Here is a 15,212-nt window from a genome sequence, read left to right on the forward strand (position 1 = left end):
TCCCCTATAGGACGGTCCGATTTTGCTCGTCATCCCAGCGAAAGCTGGGATCCAGTGTCCGCAAGCCACAGAACACAAAAGTACTGGATGACCAGCTTCGCTGTTGTGAAACGCCTCCTGCTTGCGCAGGAATGACGAGCAAGCAGTCGATTCGTCAAACCTTCCCTAACCGCTTGCCGGAGCGCAGCCCAGCATCCCCAGCACGCCGTGCAACGCGGGCACGTGCATCAACCACGGCGCCGATAGCGTCAGCACGCCTGCGCACATCACAAGCAGGGCAACGCCGCGCCGCATTGCCGGCCGCTGCAACCAGCGCCCCACGCGCGCGCCCGACCACGTCAGCGGCAGCATCACCGGCAAGGTGCCCAGCCCGAACGCCGCCATGATCAGCGCGCCGTCGCGCGCGCTCGCCGACAGCCACGCCGCGGCCAGCACGGTGGTGCTCAAGCCGCAGGGCAGCCATCCCCACAGCATGCCCGCCGACAGCCGGCGCGCCGGCGTATTGGCCGGCAGCAACCGTCGCTGCAGGGGCTGCAACCACTTCCACACGCGCGCGCCGGGACGGGCGAGGAAACCCAGCCGCCCCTGCCGGTCCAGCAGACGCAAGCCCATCACGATCAGCACCAGGCCCACGGCGGCGCGCATCGCCAGCGTCAGCGCGTCCAGCTCGAACAGGCGCAATACGCCGTCGCCGATGCCGCCCACCACGGCGCCAGCCAGCACGTAACCGGCCACGCGCCCGAGGTTGAGCTGCAACGCGCTGCCCCAGCCCATGCGCGGCGACCACACGGAGAAGCCCGTCGCGATGCCGCCGCACATCGCCGCGCAATGCACGCCGCCGAGCAGGCCGGTCAGCAGCACCGCCGACAATGCCACGCCGTTAGTCATCGCCGCGTCTTTCCACGGTATCCCCGGTCTCCGCCGGCGGGGGGCCATCGTCGTGCAGGATGTCGATCGCCGGCGTGTCCATGTCGTCGAACTGTCCCTTGCGCACCGCCCACACGAAGGCGCCGATGGCGACCGCCAGCAGCATCACGCTCAGCGGTATCAGCATCAGGAGAATGATCATGGGGACGACTCCGGCACGGACACGCGCATCAGGCGCAGCGCGTTGGCGGTGACCATCAGCGACGACAAGGCCATGCCCAGCGCGGCCAGCGACGGCGTCACCTGCCCGGTCACCGCCAGCGGCAGCGCCAGCAGGTTGTAACCGACGGCCCAGGCAAAGTTCTGGCGAATGATGCGCCGCGTGCGCCGCGCCAGCTCGATCGCCCCGGGAATGCGCAGCAGCGACGGCGCGGTCAGCACCATGTCGGCCGCGCGCTGGGCCAGCGGCGCGCCCTCGCCCATCGCGAGCGAAACATCCGCGCCCGCCAGCACCGGCGCATCGTTCAAGCCGTCGCCCACCATCGCGACCACGCGCCCTTGCGCCTGCAGCCTGCGCACCAGCGCAAGCTTGTCCTCGGAGCTTTGTCGTGCCTGCGCAGCGTCGACATCGAGCTGGCGCGCCAGCCGGTCGACCGCGCCCGCGGCGTCTCCGCTCGCCAGGTGCATGCGCAGGCCCAGGCTGCGCAGCGCGTCGACCGCGGCCCGGGCGTCCGGGCGCAGACGCTCTTCCAGCACGAAGCAGGCGGCTGCATCGGCGCCGTCGCCCAGCCACACGCAGCCATCGTCGTCCCGCCCCGCCGCGAATGGGCCGCGGCCCAGGCGCCACTCCACCCCGTTCACCCGCCCGCCCAATCCCTGCCCCGCGTGGACCTTCACGCCGCTCGCCGGATGCGGCGGCGCGACGGACGCGAATGCCGCCGCGATCGGATGCCCGCTGTCGCGCTCCAGCGCGGCAGCGATGGCCATGGCCTCGTCCGCGGTCATGCCGCCGAACGTGCGCAGCTCGCCGATGGCGGGATCGATGCGCGTGAGCGTGCCGGTCTTGTCGAACACCACGTCGGTCGCGCGGGCCAAAGTATCCAGGCCGTCCGCGCGCAGCGAAAGCACGCCCAGCCGCGCGAGCGCGCCGTGGGCCGCCGCCAGGGCGGCCGGCACGGCCAGCGACAGCGCGCATGGGCAGCTGATGACCAGCAGCGACAAGGTCACCTCGAACGCGCGCGCGGGATCGTGGATGCGCCAGCCGGCGTAGACCGCCACCGCCGCGACCAGCAGCACGATCACGAACCAGCTGCCGATGCGATCCGCCGCGCGCGCCAGCGGCGGCCGGTGGGCCTGCGCCTGTTCCACCAGGCGGGTGAGCTGGGACAGCCGCGTGGCGCTGCCGACCCGGGTGATCTCGATGCGCGCCGGCGTCTCCCGGCACACCGTGCCGGCAAACACCGGGTCGCCCCGGTGCTTGGCGACGGGGCGGGATTCGCCGGTCAGCAAGGCCTCCTCGAACATCGCCAGCGCATCCCGCAGCACGCCGTCCGCCGGCACCGCTTCGCCCGCCGCCATGCAGGCGACGTCGCCGACCCGAAGCGCGGCCACCGGCACGGACTCGCGGGTGCCGTCGGCACGCTCGCGCACCGCCAGCGCGGGGCGCGCCCGCGCCAGCGCATCCACCTGCGAACTCGCGATGCGCCGGGCGCGCTGCTCCAGCATGCGCGCGCACAGCAGCAGGAACACGAACATCGCCGCCGCGTCGTACCACACGTGCGCGCCGCCGCGCACCGTTTCCACGAGGCTCGCCAGATAGGCCAGCAGGGTCGAGCCGGCCACCAGCGTATCCATGCCCGGGCGCCGCCCGCGCCATTCGCGCCAGGCGCCGCGCAGGAACGGCCAGCCGGCGTAGAACACCACCGGCGTGCACACCAGGAACGTCACCCAGCGGAAGAAGTCGCGGGTGTACAGCGACATCTGGTGATCGAAGTCCAGGTACAGCGCCTCGGACAGCATCATGGTCTGCATCGCGCCCAGGCCCGCGACGCCCAGCCGCATCAGCCAGCGCCTGCGCTCGGCCAGCTTCTCGCGTTCCTGCGCCGCGCCGTTCGCGAGGCCGGGCCGGTAGCCAAGCAACGCGAGCCGTTCCAGCACCGCCGACAACGCCACGCGGGCCGGGTCCCAGGCGATGCGGATGCGCCCCGTCACCGCGTTGGCGCGGACGTCCAGCACCCCGTCCACGCGTTGCAGCGCGCGATCGATCAGCCAGGCGCAGGCGGCGCAGCGCATGCCGTCCGTGAGCACGGTGATCTCCAGGCCGCCGGTCACCGCGAACGCATGGTCGGCCAGCACGTCGTCGCGATCCCATGCGGCGAAATCGGGCCGCGCCTCGCCCACGCGGGCGCCGGCGGCGCTGCGCAGGCGGTAGTAGTCGTCGAGGTCGGCCGCGCGTATCCACTGCGCGGCGGCAAGACAGCCCTGGCAGCAGAAGCGATTGACGCGGCCATCGACGTCCAGCCGCACGGGGGCCGCCGGCAGGGGTTCGCCGCAGTGGTAGCAGGTGCCGGTGCCGACCTGCCCGATGGCGTCGACCGCGACGTCCACGTTTACGGCATCAGTCGGATGAAGCGGGCCTGCGGCATCCAGCGTCCATGCAGCAGCCACGCACCGTTGTCGGGCGCCAGCCGTACCGTCCAGTCCCTGCCGCCGCCCAGCGAGCCGACGCCGCGCCAGCCGAGTTCGCTGGGCGAGAGGTGCACCGCGCGCTGCTCGCCCGATGCGTCGGACAAGGTCAGCGTGAGCTTGCCGCCGCGCGGGAAACTCCCGTCCGTCGGCACCACTTCGACCATGCTGCCCCGGGTGCGCAGCACCACGCCTCCCGTGGATACCTCGGTCGGCGATCGCGCGGGCTCGGCGGACACCAGCAGCTTGCCGACCCTGGTCACCTTCGCCACCGTCTCCATGTCCTCGCGTCCCGGCTGGACGGCGGCGAACAACAGGGCGAAACCGATCGCGACCGCGGCCAGCGGCAAGCCCACCAGCATCCACACCATGGGTTCGCGCCACGCGCTACGGGTGGTGTTCATGGCGCAGGCCCGAAGAAGCTGCTCTTGACGGTGGTGCCGGCATCCGCATCCGCGCCGCGCACCACGAAATGCACTTCGTGCCGACCGGTCACCTCCGGCGAAGCGCTGACCGTGACGGGGACGGACAGCACCTCGCCGCTCCCGGCCTGCACCGTCCGCGGACCGCCGCGCAGGGCGGCGCCGGGCATGTCGGTGGGGGCGACGTCGATGACGAAGCGGCGCGGCTGCTGTTCCTTGTTGACCAGCTTGATCGTGTAGCTGTTCTCGATGCGGCCGTCGTCGGCCTGCCGGTACATCACGTTGCGGTCGCGCAGCGCCTCGGCGAGCAGCACGCTGCGATGGGTCACGCCGTACATCCAGCCGCCGAGCAAGGCCAGCAGCAGGCCGGCGTAGACGATGATGCGCGGGCGCAGGACATGCGCGGGCTTGCCGTCGATCTGGTTCTGCGTGGTGTAGCGGATCAGGCCGCGCGGGTAGTCCAGCTTGCCCATGACGTCGTCGCAGGCGTCGATGCAGGCGCCGCAGGCGATGCACTCGTACTGCAGGCCGTTGCGGATGTCGATGCCGACCGGGCAGACCTGCACGCAGATCGTGCAATCGATGCAGTCGCCCAGCTGTTCGGACGCGAACTTCGGCAGCGGCTCGGCCACCATGCCGCTGTCCGCCAGCGCGATGGTGCCGCCGGCCTGCGCGCGATTGTCCGCCGCCGACGGATGCCGGCTGGCGCGGAACACGTAATCGTAGGCCGTCACCTTGTCGAGCAACCCGCGCGCGCGTTCGAGCACGCTGGCGAGGCCGCGCTTGCGCGAACCGCGCGGCTCGCCGCGCATCGGGTCGTAGGCGATGATCAGCGTGTTGCGGTCGAACATCGCGCTCTGGAAGCGCGCATACGGGCACATGTACTTGCACACCTGCTGGCGCAGGAAGCCCGCGTTGCCCCAGGTGGCGAAGCCGTAGAACAGTATCCAGAACGCCTCCCAGCCGCCCCAGCCGAACGGCGTGCGCCGGGCCAGGTCCGCGATGGGGCTGAAGTAGCCGACGAAGGTGAAGCCGGTCCACAGCGAGAACAGCGCCCACAGGCCGTGCCTGGCCGTCTTGCGCAGGATCTTCTCCCGCGTCCACGGACCGGCGTCCAGCCTCATGCGCCTGTTGCGATCGCCTTCGCACAAGCGCTCTATCCACAGGGACACCTCGGTCCAGACCGTCTGCGGGCAGGCGTAGCCGCAGAACAGACGCCCCGCCAACGCCGTGAAGAAGAACAGCGCCAGCGCGGCGATGATCAGCAGCGTGGACAGGAACAGGAAGTCCTGCGGCAGGAACATCCAGCCGAACACGTGGAACTGGCGCGCCGGGAGATCCAGCAGCACGGCCTGCCGGCCGTTCCAGTGCAGCCAGGGGAACACGTAGTACATGCCGAGCAGCCAGATCACCGCGGCGACGCGCAGGCGGTCGAACGTTCCCGACACCTCGCGCGGATAGACCTTGCGCTCGCTGACGTAGTAGGAGCTGCCCTCGTCTTCGACGACGTGCAGCGGTATGCGGCGGCTCATGGGACGTTACCGGAACGGGACCCTGACCTCACCCGCCGGGACGGCTGCAGCAGGATCCAGGTGAACAGGCTGGACGAGAACGTGGCCAGCCAGATGAGGAAGAAACCCAGCGTGTAGCCCAGCTTGCGGCCGAGCTGCAGCGACGGGAACGTGATGTCCCGCAGCTGCTCGGGATCCACGACGGCGAACAACACCGTCGCGACGACCCCGGCGACGAAGAAGCTGGGCCAGAGGATGGCGCCGATGCGTTGCGAAGCGGGCGTGGCTTCCTGCTCCCGCGGCCTGTCGGCGCCCGTGCCCATCACTCGGCAACCACGGCGCCGGCGGGCGGCGGTTCCTTGTGCGGCGACAGCGTCCACACGTAGGCGCCGACCAGCCGCGTGCGGGTGTCGCCCAGTTGCTCCTTCCAGGCCGGCATCACGCCCTGGCGCCCTGCTTCCAGGGTCTTGTGCAGCGACGCCGTGCTGCTGCCGTACAGCCAGTAGCGGTCGGTGAGGTCGGGCGCGCCCAGCGCCTGATTGCCCTTGCCCTGCGGGCCGTGGCATGCGCTGCAGGTGCCGGCGAACAGCTTCTCGCCGCGCACCGCCGCCTCCTTGGGCTGGCCGGGGCGCGACAGCGACAGCACGTAGGCGATCGTGTCGTCCACCGCCGTGTCGCCGCCCTGCGCCTTGAGCGTGTCGGCCCAGGCGGGCATCACGGCATGGCGGCCGTTCGCGATGGTGTCCAGGATGCGCGCAGGCGTTCCGCCCCAGTGCCAGATGTCGTCCGAGAGGTCGGGGTAGCCGGTCGCGCCCTGGCCGCTGGAGCCATGGCAGGCCGCGCAACGGTTGATGAAGACTGCGCGACCGATCGCCACCGCACGCGGGTCCTTCGCCAGCTCATCGATGGACTGGCCCGCGTACAGCTTCAGCGTGTCGTCCAGGCGCGCGTTCTCCGCCGCGGTCTCCGTCGCCCATTCCGACCCCGAGCTCCAGTGGCCCCAGCCCTTCAGCGAACCCACGCCGTACCAGACCAGGTAGCCGACGGAGAACACCAGCGTGATGTAGAACAGGTTGATCCACCACCGCGGCAGCGGCTTGTTGTACTCGGTGAGGTCGCCGTCCCACACGTGGCCGGTTTCGTCCGGCCTGGGGTCGTCGGGGCGGCGCTTGGTGTTGCTCCTGAGCAGCCACACGCAGCCCAGCAGGTTCAGCACCGTGACGGCCACCACGTACCATGTCCATGCGGGCGTCATGCCTGCTCCTCCTTGTCGTCATCCAGGGGCATGCGGGCAGCCTCGTCCAGCACGGGTTTCACGCCCGGCCTCCACAGCAGGATGCAGCCCACGACGAACAGCACCAGCAGGAAGGCGGTGATCAGGCCGGGGATCATCGGTCGGCTCCTTCCGCAACCTGCATGTCCGCCTGCGACACGTGCGTACCGAGGCCCTGCAGGTAGGCCACGACCGCGTCCTGCTCGGTCTTGCCCTCGACGGCGGCCGGCGCGGCGGCGATCTCGGCGTCGGTATAGGGATCGCCGATGCGCTTCAGCGCACGCATGTGCCGCGCGACCTGCTCGCCGTCCAGCTTGGCCTTGGCCAGCCACGGATAGGCGGGCATGTTCGATTCGGGCACCACGTCGCGCGGGTTGTCGAGGTGGGCGCGATGCCAGTCGTCGGAATAGCCGCGCAGGCCCACGCGCGCCAGGTCGGGACCCGTGCGCTTGCTACCCCACTGGAACGGATGGTCGTACACCGACTCGCCGGCCAGCGAGTAATGGCCGTAGCGCTCCGTCTCGAAGCGCAGCGTGCGCACCATCTGCGAATGGCAGTTGTAGCAACCCTCGCGGACGTAGACGTCGCGCCCGGCCAGCTCCAGCGCCGGGTAGGGCTTGATGCCCGGCAGCGGCTTGATGGTCTCGGCCTGGAACATCAGCGGGACGATTTCCGCGAGGCCGCCGAAGGACACCGCGACGGCGATCAGGATGGCCATCAGGCCGACGTTCTTCTCGATCTTTGCGTGCATATGGCTCATGTCTGTTCCTCAGGCACGCGCATCGGCGGCGGCGGGCGACAGCACCGGCTGCGGCGCGGTGGTCGCGGCGGCCTGGCGGAAGGTCCGCAGCACGTTCCAGGCCATCACCAGCATGCCGCTCAGCACGATCAGGCCGCCGCCGAGGCGGAACAGGTAGTACGGCTTGGTCGCGTTGAGCGACTCGACGAAGGAGTACACGAGCGTGCCGTTCTCCGGGTCGGTGGCGCGCCACATCAGGCCCTGCGTCACGCCGGCGATCCACATCGAGGCGATGTAGACGACCAGGCCTATCGTGTGCATCCAGAAGTGCAGGTCGATCAGCTTGGTCGAGTACATCTTCTGCAGGCCGAGCAGGCGCGGCAGCATCGCGTAGATGGAGCCGATCGAGATCATCGCGACCCAGCCGATGGCGCCCGAGTGCACGTGGCCGATGGTCCAGTCGGTGTAGTGGCTGAGCGAGTTGACCGTCTTGATCGACATCATCGGCCCCTCGAACGTGCTCATCATGTAGAACGAGAGCGAGACGATGAGGAACTTCAGGATCGGGTCGGTGCGCAGCTTGTGCCACACCCCCGAGAGCGTGAGGATGCCGTTGATCGCGCCGCCCCACGACGGCGCCAGCAGCACCAGCGAGAACACCATGCCCAGCGACTGCGCCCAGTCGGGCAGCGCCGTGTACTGCAGGTGGTGCGGGCCGGCCCACATGTATATCGCGATCAGCGCCCAGAAGTGCACGATCGACAGCCGGTACGAGTAGATGGGACGGCCGGCCTGCTTGGGCACGAAGTAGTACATCATGCCCAGGAACGCGGTGGTCAGGAAGAAACCCACGGCATTGTGGCCGTACCACCATTGCACCATCGCGTCGACCGAGCCGGAGTAGACCGAGTACGACTTGAACCAGCCGCCGGGAATCGAGAGGTTGTTGACGATGTGCAGCAACGCGATGGTGATGATGTACGCGCCGTAGAACCAGTTGGCGACGTAGATGTGCTTCACCTTGCGCTTGGCGATGGTGCCGAAGAACAGCACGCCGTACGCCACCCAGACGATGGTGATGAGCACGTCGATCGGCCATTCCAGCTCGGCGTATTCCTTGCCCTGGGTGTAGCCCAGCGGCAAGCTGACCGCGGCGGCCACGATCACCAACTGCCAGCCCCAGAACACGAACGCGGCGAGCTTGTCCGAGATCAACCGGGCATGGCAGGTGCGCTGCACCGTGTACAGGCTGGTGGCGAACAGGGCCGAACCGCCGAACGCGAAAATCACCGCATTGGTATGCAGCGGGCGCAGGCGGCCGTAACTGAGCCACGGCAGGTTGAAGCCAAGCGCGGGCCAGTACAGCTGCGCGGCGATGATCACGCCGACCAGCATGCCGACCACGCCCCACACCACGGTCATCACCGCAAACTGCCGCACTACCTTGTCGCTGTAACTCGCCTCGATACTCGCCATGAGGCCGCCCCTGCGTGACTGGAAGACGGCAAATTCTTGCCGAAAGCCCTTGCGTCGCAGTTGACCGCCGTCAAACACCCCGGGCCGAAAAGCTGTTGCGATTTGCCGCAGGCAGCATTCCTGGGCGCGTCATGTCTCCCCGTTCCGGGAAAGCGACAGGCGGCCGGCCGGACCTCACGATGTCCATGATCGGCTTCGGGTTTTTCCGCCCGGGACCGACGAGCAACGCACCCGGTTGGACCAGGCCTCCCTTGCTCATGCCGCGATTGCCCCAGCACGCATGGGTATCCGCCGGCGCCGGACCGCCCCGGCGAAGCGATGGCCCGGTCGCACCCCACCCACGGGCTGAAGGCGGCGGCGCCTGTTTCGCGCAGCCCAGCGGTAGCGGGCGGGAGCTGGGTCGCTACGGCCGCCAGTTCGCGTTGGCCTCCCAGAACGCCACGCTGCGCCGGTAGGCCTCGCGGTCCAGCGGCACGCCCGAGCCGCCTTCTTCCACGCCCAGCGCATTGCGCATCATGGTGATCGGGGCCATCGGGATTTCCTCCGGCTCCAGGGTGTAGAGACAGCCGACGATGCCCCAGTCGGCGTCGATGGGTTCGCCTTCCTTCGCGAGCTGCCCGCGGCTGTAGAGGATGACCAGCAGCCAGTTCGCCACCGGCGACTCCACGCCCTCGAACCAGCGCACCAGCACCGGCAGCTCGGCCCTGGTGCGCGCCTCGTAGGCGCTGCGCAGCCGGTGCCGGTTGGCGTCGGTGACCGGCACGGTGAGGCAGCGCGTGGAGGTCCAGTTGCGGTGCACGTGCAGCTTGCAGAACGGCGCGTAGCCATCCAGCACCTTGAACGGCGCCTCGTCGTTGAGGCGGCGCTGGAACGCCTCGGGCGTGCAGTCCTGGATGGTGTTGCCGCGCGGCTCGCGCGGGAACAGGCGGGCTCGCGCGAAAGGGGTAAGGACGATGGACATGGGGCAACCGGAGTTTTCGTTCGCGCCGAGCGTAGCCTGCACGGCCGGCGGAGTCGAAACGCCCCCGACTCCGCGCCGGCGCCGCTGCAGCAGCGGCGAGCGGATATCCCGCCCCTGCATCAGTCGGCCATTTGGCCATCTATCTTTTCATCGCGATGGACGTATAAAATTACCCGGAGCACTGCCCAAGGATGCCCATGCCTGCCATCAGCCTAGAATTCTTCCCGCCCAAGACGGACGAGCAGCGCGCCCAGCTGGACCAGGCTGCGCAGGTGCTGAAGGCGTGGCGGCCGGAATACGCCTCGGTGACGTTCGGCGCCGGCGGCTCCACGCTGAGCTACACCGGCGACACCGTGGCGCACCTGCATGCGGTGCACGGGCTCGCGGTGGCGCCGCACCTTTCCTGCATGGGCGGCACGCGCGCCGAGATCCGCGCCCTGCTCGACGGCTACAAAGCGGCCGGCTACCGCCGCATCGTGGCGCTGCGCGGCGACCTGCCCTCAGGCATGGCCAGCGCGGGCGACTTCCGCTACGCGGCGGAGCTGGTGCGCTTCATCCGCGAACACAGCGGCGAGCATTTCCACGTCGAGGTGGCGGCGTATCCGGAGATCCACCCGCAGGCCGACGACGCTCACGCCGACCTGCTCCACTTCAAGGCCAAGGTGGACGCCGGCGCGAACGGCGCGATCACCCAGTACTTCTTCAACCCGGACGCGTATTTCCGCTTCGTGGAGGACGCGCACAAGCTGGGCGTGCGCGTGCCCATCGTGCCCGGCATCATGCCGATCGCGAACTACACCCAGCTGAAGCGCTTCTCCGACGCCTGCGGCGCGGAGATCCCGCGCTGGATCGCCAAGCGCATGCTGGCGCACGGCGACGATGCCGCCGCGGTGCGCGCGCTTGGCGCGGAAGTGGTGGCGCAGATGTGCCGCCGGCTGCTGGACGGCGGCGCGCCGGGCCTGCACTTCTACACGCTGAACCGCGCCAAGGCCACGCGCGCGGTGCTGGAGCAACTGGACTAGCCACGCCGCCGGACCGCTGTCCCGCGACGGCGGCAACCCGATCTTCTTCACGGTTGGCAGCCGGCGTGGTCGCTATGCTGCGCCGATGCGCGCGTCCGCCCTGCTACTGCTGCTCTCGCTGTTGGCTGTCGCCCTGCCCGGACAGGCGCAGGATGCGATCCACCGCTGCGTGGACGCCCGCGGCAACCCCGTGTTCACCGACCAGCCCTGCGCCTCCCTGCAGGCCACGTCGGTGCAGGCGCCATCGACGACCGCGGGGGCGAGCGCCAGCCCCGCGCTGCCCGACCTGCCGATGCCCATGCAAAGCTGCGCCGGCACGGCCGCGGAACTGCGCCAGCGCGTGATCGACGCGTTCGCCCTGCGCGACCCGAACCGGCTGGCCGGGTTGATGCTGTGGCGCGGCTACGGCCGCGCGGCGGTGATCGGCGACATCCGCTCGCTGGGCCAGCTGGTGCGGCAACCGCTGCTGGAGATCCACTTCGGCAACGAAACCGACGACGACGACCCCGACGCGGCGGACGCGGCCGGCCCGCCAGCGGCGCCGGCAGAGGATGGGCTGCAGCTGCGCACCGGCGGCGGGATCGACGAGCGCAGCACGCGCTTCGCGATCACCCGCCAGGCCGGCTGCCTGTGGCTGCGCTACCGCGGCTGACCGCCGCCCCGGGCAGCCCTCCGCAACCCGCCATTGACACCCCCGGGCCGCGCCGCCGCTATCATGGGCAGTCCCCCACGGAGAACGGTCATGGCGCAGCAATACCCCGAATGGATCTGGCAGAACGGCAAGACCAAGCCGTGGGCCGAGGCGACCACCCACGTGATGTCGCACGCGCTGCACTACGGTTCCTCGGTGTTCGAGGGCATCCGCAGCTACGCCACGCCCGAGGGCGCGGCGATCTTCCGCCTCACCGACCACCTCACCCGCCTGTACCACTCCGCGAAAATCTACGACATGGCGTTGCCGTACACCCGCGACGAGATCGCCGCGGCCTGCCGCGAGGTGGTGAAGAAGAACGGCCTGTCCGCCGCCTACCTGCGCCCGGTGGCCTGGCGCGGCCTGGGCGGTTTCGGGCTCTCCGCCGAAACGCCGATCGACGTGGCCGTGGCCGCCTGGCCGATGGGCCCCTACCTCGGGCCGGAAGCGCTGGAGAACGGCATCACCGCCTGCGTGTCGAGCTGGCAACGCTTCGCGCCCAACACCATCCCGGCCGGCGCCAAGGCCGGCGGCAATTACCTTTCCGGCCAGCTGATCGCGCGCGAAGCGCGCCGCCTGGGCTTCGGCGAAGGCATCGCGCTGGCCTCCACCGGCCTGCTCAGCGAAGGCGCGGGCGAGAACATCTTCCTGGTGTTCGACGGCGCGCTGCACACCACGCCGGCCAGCGCCTCCATCCTCACCGGCATCACGCGCCACTCGCTGATCACGCTGGCGCGCGAGGACGGCATGGAGGTGATCGAGCGCGACCTGCCGCGCGAATACCTCTACCTCGCCGACGAAGTGTTCATGTGCGGCACCGCCGCCGAAGTCACCCCGATCCGCGCCATCGACGGCAAGCAGGTCGGCGCCGGCAAGGCCGGCCGCGTCACCCGCCGCATCCAGGACCTGTTCTTCGGCCTGTTCAACGGCAAGACCAACGACCAGTGGGGCTGGCTGGAACCGGTCTGATCGCAGACCCGCGAGGGTCCAGACCGCGCCAACCGGACGGGCGGCCACGCTTGGCCGCCCGTTCCGCCATCGACGCCCAGCCGACGCGCGGGAATCGATCCCGGGGAAAGCAAAGCCCTGCCCGCTATCATGGGCGGATGACCGACACCGCATCCGCCCTCCCCGCCATCCGCCTGAAGACCGACCGCGCGCCCGGCCACCCCTGGGTCTGGTCCGCGCAGGTGCACAAGCCCGAGGAACGCATTCCGCCGGGCAGCGTGGTGGATGTGGTGGATGCGAAGGGCCGCTTCGTCGGCCGCGGTTTCTGGAACGGCCACGCGCGCATCGCGCTGCGCCTGCTCGCCGCCGATCCCGCCGAAACCATCGACGCGAACTGGATCGCCGCGCGCATCGCCCGCGCCGTGCAACTGCGCCGCGAGCTGCTGCAGCTGGACCGCGCCACCGACGCCTGGCGCGTGGTGCACAGCGAGGGCGACGGGCTCTCCGGTCTGATCGTGGACCGCTACGCCGACATCCTGGTGATCGAATACTTCGCCGCCGGCATGTGGAAGTTCCGCGACGCGATCCGCGACGCGCTGCTCGCCCATTTCCCCGGCGCGCGCATCTACGGCTTCGCCGAAACGCACGTGCAGAAGCAGGAATCCTTCGACTGCCGCGCCAGCGAACCGCCCGCGCCGGTCGCGGTGCACGAACACGGCCTCGCCTTCCACGCCGCGCCCGGCGCAGGCCACAAGACCGGCTTCTTCGCCGACCAGCGCGACAACCGTCGCCGCTTCGCCGAGCTGGCGCGCGGCCGCCGCGTGCTCGACCTGTGCTGCAACGCCGGCGGCTTCGCCGTGCACGCGATGGCCGCAGGCGCGCGCGAAGCCGTGGGCGTGGACATGGACGCCGGCATCCTCGATATCGCCCGCGCCAACGCCGCCGCGAACAAGGTGGCGGTGGATTTCCAGCAGGCCGACATCTTCGACTGGCTGCGCGCCGCGGTGACGCGCGGCGAGAAATACGATGCGGTGATCCTGGACCCCGCCAAGCTCACCCGCGACCGCAGCAAGGTGTTCGACGCGCTGAAGAAATACTTCGCGATGAACCGCCTCGCGCTCGACGTGATCCCGCCCGGCGGCCTGCTGCTCACCTGCTCCTGCACCGGTCTCGTCGGCGAGGCGGATTTCCTGGAGATGCTGCGCCGCGTGGCGCTGAACGCCGGCCGCGAGATCCAGATCCTGGACGTGCGCGGCGCCGGCGCCGACCACCCGGTGCGCGCCGACGTGCCCGAAAGCCGCTACCTCAAGGCCGTGTTCTGCCGGGTGGAGTGACCGCGCCGACTCATTTGCTCTTCGGCAGCCGCCCCTTCAACGACGCCGCATCGAACGGGCCGGGAGCGGCGACCAGGGCGCGCGCCGCATCCACCTGGTCCCAGGTGTTCCACAGCAGCACGCCGCGCACGCGGTCGCGCTCCAGGTAGTACACCACGCCTTCGCGATACGGCTCGCGCCAGTCCTCCACCACCTGCAGGCGGGCATCGAGCAGGCCCACGGCTTCGTAGCCCAGGTCGAACAGGTCGGAGTAGAAGAACGGCAGCGTGTCGTAGGCGTCGGCGACGCCGGCCATCGCCCGGCCGGCGTGCCGGCCCATGCCGATCGCCGCGTCTTCGTGCTCCACGCGCAGGCGCCGGTCCAGCGCGGGGTTGTGGAAGTTCGCGACATCGCCGGCGGCCCAGATGTCGGGAACGCTGGTGCGCAGTTGCGCGTCGACCACGATGCCGTCGTCCACCTTGATGCCCGCCTGCTCGGCCAGCGCGCTGTTCGGCGTCACGCCCAGCCCGGCCACGGCGGCCTCCACCCGCAGCACGCTGCCGTCGGAGAGGCTCAGCTCCACGCCACCGTCGGTGGGCCCGCCGACGGTCACCCGCACGCCGCTGCGCACCTCCACGCCGTGCTGGCGGTAGTAGCCGTCGAGAAAGCGCGCGAGGTCGTCGGGGTAGCGGCCCGCGCCGATGTGCGCGCCGGGGAACAGCATGCACACCTTGCAGCCCACGCTGGACAGCGAGGCGGCCAGTTCGGCGCCGATGAAGCCGCCGCCGATCACCGCGATGATCGCGCCGGGCTGGGCGAAGCCGCGCAGCGTCTCGTAATCGTGCTCCGTGCGGTAGTGGATGACGCGGTCGCCGCCGTCGAACGGCAGCCGCCGCGGCGTCGCGCCGGTCGCCAGCAGCAGGCGGCGGTAGCGGTAGCTGTCGCCCTGCCCGTCGCGCGCGACGTGCGCGGCGGGATCCAGCGCCACGATGCGCCGCTCCGCGTGCAGCTTCACGCCCGCGGCCGCGGTGCCGAGGTCGATGTCGGCCACGTGCTTGTCGCCCTTCCACAGCGCCTTGGACAGCGGCGGCCGCTGGTACGGCGGCACCGCCTCCTCACCGACCATGCCGATGTCCGCCGTGGCGTCCAGCTCGCGGATCGCCTTCGCCGCCGCGTCCGCGGCCATGCCGGCGCCGACGATCAGGTAATCGTGCACGTGTTCCATGACCCCGCTCCTGCGTGAAATGACCCGCCCATCATGCGCGCCCGTGGGAAACAAGGTGTGAAGTCGCAAGGCCTGCGAC

At 70.1% G+C, this 15,212-nt stretch carries 16 protein-coding genes; 4 read left to right on the forward strand and 12 right to left on the reverse strand.

The annotated features are described in order from the left end of the window. Positions 1-165 precede the first annotated feature (165 nt). From PCA_RS12995 to PCA_RS13045, 11 genes are all read right to left on the reverse strand, one after another. A complete protein-coding gene (locus PCA_RS12995) occupies positions 166-888 on the reverse strand; it encodes a sulfite exporter TauE/SafE family protein (protein ID WP_181303039.1) in 723 nt (240 codons plus the stop codon). Next, entirely contained in the window at positions 881-1,069 is a 189-nt protein-coding gene (gene ccoS / locus PCA_RS13000) for a cbb3-type cytochrome oxidase assembly protein CcoS (protein ID WP_181303040.1), read from the reverse strand. Before ccoS ends, PCA_RS12995 begins: the two co-directional genes overlap by 8 nt. Continuing rightward, positions 1,066-3,474, reverse strand: coding sequence for a heavy metal translocating P-type ATPase (locus PCA_RS13005; RefSeq protein WP_343204452.1), 2,409 nt, complete (start codon positions 3,472-3,474; stop codon positions 1,066-1,068). Before PCA_RS13005 ends, ccoS begins: the two co-directional genes overlap by 4 nt. A 2-nt stretch (positions 3,475-3,476) precedes the next feature. Beyond that, positions 3,477-3,956, reverse strand: coding sequence for a hypothetical protein (locus PCA_RS13010; RefSeq protein ID WP_181303041.1), 480 nt, complete (start codon positions 3,954-3,956; stop codon positions 3,477-3,479). Continuing rightward, entirely contained in the window at positions 3,953-5,506 is a 1,554-nt protein-coding gene (locus PCA_RS13015; protein ID WP_181303042.1) for a 4Fe-4S dicluster domain-containing protein, read from the reverse strand. Before PCA_RS13015 ends, PCA_RS13010 begins: the two co-directional genes overlap by 4 nt. Beyond that, a complete protein-coding gene (locus PCA_RS13020; protein WP_181303043.1) occupies positions 5,503-5,808 on the reverse strand; it encodes a hypothetical protein in 306 nt (101 codons plus the stop codon). Before PCA_RS13020 ends, PCA_RS13015 begins: the two co-directional genes overlap by 4 nt. Then, a complete protein-coding gene (gene ccoP / locus PCA_RS13025) occupies positions 5,808-6,740 on the reverse strand; it encodes a cytochrome-c oxidase, cbb3-type subunit III (RefSeq protein ID WP_181303044.1) in 933 nt (310 codons plus the stop codon). The genes PCA_RS13020 and ccoP overlap by 1 nt, the downstream gene beginning before the upstream one ends. Beyond that, positions 6,737-6,877 carry a cbb3-type cytochrome c oxidase subunit 3 gene (locus PCA_RS13030; protein ID WP_181303045.1) on the reverse strand — a complete coding sequence of 47 codons (141 nt, stop codon included), beginning with the start codon at positions 6,875-6,877 and terminating at the stop codon, positions 6,737-6,739. Before PCA_RS13030 ends, ccoP begins: the two co-directional genes overlap by 4 nt. Further along, complete coding sequence (gene ccoO / locus PCA_RS13035; protein ID WP_181303046.1) at positions 6,874-7,518, reverse strand: cytochrome-c oxidase, cbb3-type subunit II; 645 nt, start codon at positions 7,516-7,518, stop codon at positions 6,874-6,876. The genes PCA_RS13030 and ccoO overlap by 4 nt, the downstream gene beginning before the upstream one ends. A gap of 9 nt (positions 7,519-7,527) precedes the next feature. After that, positions 7,528-8,973, reverse strand: a complete 1,446-nt coding sequence (gene ccoN / locus PCA_RS13040) for a cytochrome-c oxidase, cbb3-type subunit I (protein ID WP_181303047.1) — start codon at positions 8,971-8,973, stop codon at positions 7,528-7,530. Between the two features lie 403 nt (positions 8,974-9,376). Beyond that, a complete protein-coding gene (locus PCA_RS13045; protein ID WP_181303048.1) occupies positions 9,377-9,934 on the reverse strand; it encodes a DUF3228 family protein in 558 nt (185 codons plus the stop codon). A gap of 197 nt (positions 9,935-10,131) precedes the next feature. Here PCA_RS13045 and metF point away from each other — a divergent pair, with 197 nt between their 5' ends. From metF to PCA_RS13065, 4 genes are all read left to right on the forward strand, one after another. Further along, entirely contained in the window at positions 10,132-10,956 is an 825-nt protein-coding gene (gene metF / locus PCA_RS13050) for a methylenetetrahydrofolate reductase [NAD(P)H] (protein ID WP_181303049.1), read from the forward strand. Positions 10,957-11,041: 85 nt separating this feature from the next. After that, entirely contained in the window at positions 11,042-11,608 is a 567-nt protein-coding gene (locus PCA_RS13055; RefSeq protein ID WP_181303050.1) for a DUF4124 domain-containing protein, read from the forward strand. A 90-nt stretch (positions 11,609-11,698) separates the two neighbouring features. After that, positions 11,699-12,616, forward strand: a complete 918-nt coding sequence (locus PCA_RS13060) for a branched-chain amino acid transaminase (RefSeq protein ID WP_181303051.1) — start codon at positions 11,699-11,701, stop codon at positions 12,614-12,616. Between the two features lie 137 nt (positions 12,617-12,753). Then, entirely contained in the window at positions 12,754-13,929 is a 1,176-nt protein-coding gene (locus tag PCA_RS13065) for a class I SAM-dependent rRNA methyltransferase (RefSeq protein ID WP_181303052.1), read from the forward strand. Between the two features lie 10 nt (positions 13,930-13,939). Here PCA_RS13065 and PCA_RS13070 read toward each other — a convergent pair whose 3' ends face one another. After that, the gene (locus PCA_RS13070; RefSeq protein WP_181303053.1) at positions 13,940-15,133 is read right to left on the reverse strand and encodes an FAD-dependent oxidoreductase; all 1,194 of its coding nucleotides are present in this window, start codon (positions 15,131-15,133) and stop codon (positions 13,940-13,942) included. Positions 15,134-15,212 lie beyond the last annotated feature (79 nt).

This window comes from Rhodanobacter sp. PCA2 (genome assembly GCF_013620825.1).
Taxonomy (GTDB): domain Bacteria; phylum Pseudomonadota; class Gammaproteobacteria; order Xanthomonadales; family Rhodanobacteraceae; genus Rhodanobacter_A.